The 1,165-nt window shown below is 45.5% G+C and carries 2 protein-coding genes; both read right to left on the reverse strand.

The genetic code is table 11. The features are described from left to right. Positions 1-100 precede the first annotated feature (100 nt). Positions 101-583 (reverse strand): GNAT family N-acetyltransferase, encoded by a 483-nt coding sequence (locus BGK49_RS15305; protein WP_000405248.1) that lies wholly within the window; start codon positions 581-583, stop codon positions 101-103. After that, positions 574-876 carry a type II toxin-antitoxin system TacA family antitoxin gene (locus tag BGK49_RS15310; protein ID WP_010921625.1) on the reverse strand — a complete coding sequence of 101 codons (303 nt, stop codon included), beginning with the start codon at positions 874-876 and terminating at the stop codon, positions 574-576. The genes BGK49_RS15305 and BGK49_RS15310 overlap by 10 nt, the downstream gene beginning before the upstream one ends. Positions 877-1,165: the final 289 nt, after the last annotated feature.

Raw genomic sequence — 1,165 nt, forward strand, 5'->3', positions numbered from 1 at the left:
CTCCGTAGAGTAACGTTGGGTTTTTCTGCTCATTATTGGCTCCTTCTGATGCCATTCTATTTCAGGAAGGAGTGTCCGTTAAACTCAGGCTACCTCAGACTCAGACTTTATAAAACAAGGTATTAGGTGCCACAACTGACTGAACAAAACCAAAACGCTCATAAAATGCTCTGGCGTCATCATCAATTGCATGTACCATAACAGCCTTAATGCCAACCTGATCAGCCAGATTGACAACCCGGTGAATGGCATCACTTAGTAGCCATTTACCGAAACCATGCCCCTGGGTACAAACATCAACAGCCAGACGCCCTAACAGAACAACAGGGACAGGATTGGGCATGTTATGCCGCAAACTGCGACCAAGCTCGGCATGAGTGACGGAACCAGTAGCTAATGAGTAGTATCCCACAACACGTAAAGTATCCTCCAAGCAAATAACGAACGTGCGAGAAGCATTGAGCATCTGGTTTTTCATAGCCCGACCACGTAACCAGTTACTTAGCACCTCATTTCCACAGTCAAATGGCTGAAGTATATGCTCATCCGTCAACAATGCTGGCGCGGTGACATTTATTTCCATTCAGGCTTTACCGCCATCAGACGTTCACGCCCTTCTGCATTCTGCACAGGAGCTTCCAGTTGCGTAATAAACGAATCATAACGTTCGTTATCCAGCACAAATAAACGTTGATCCAGGATAATGTTTTTAGCTTCCTGGTACGCCAGTTCCATGATGAAATCGGTACGGTTCTTATTGACCAAGCTCGCAGCATAATCAATAACGGCTCGTTCCTCATCAGTTGCCCGGATGTTAATCTGATGTTCTCGCGGTGTTTTACGGACGCTTGCAGCTGTAGACATAAAAACCTCCATTGGTAACAATTTGCTATGCAATTAATGTTATCGCAAATAGTAACAGAACGCTATACAGAATCACTTACGGGAAAAGCGATCCCCTGATAAAAACAATGGCAGAGACCTGAACATTGTGACGATGATCTGTGTCGGCGCACAAATCATGTCTGATTACGGCCGTTTAATGTGATTTTGATAATGAAATGCCTGAACCACGGCAGCCTGGCGGCTGCAAATCGGGGTGTGGCAGAATATGAGCTTTCAGAGTAACCATCCAGAATGAGTTCCCATGTCACACAACCTGGAG

The sequence above is a fragment of the Shigella sp. FC1544 genome (genome assembly GCF_001722145.1).
Lineage (GTDB): Bacteria > Pseudomonadota > Gammaproteobacteria > Enterobacterales > Enterobacteriaceae > Escherichia > Escherichia coli.

Excerpts from the sequence above, each read along its gene's own strand:
- BGK49_RS15310 (WP_010921625.1), bottom strand. The coding sequence starts at position 876 with ATGGAGGTTTTTATGTCTACAGCTGCAAGCGTCCGTAAAACACCGCGA.
- BGK49_RS15305 (WP_000405248.1), bottom strand. The coding sequence starts at position 583 with ATGGAAATAAATGTCACCGCGCCAGCATTGTTGACGGATGAGCATATA.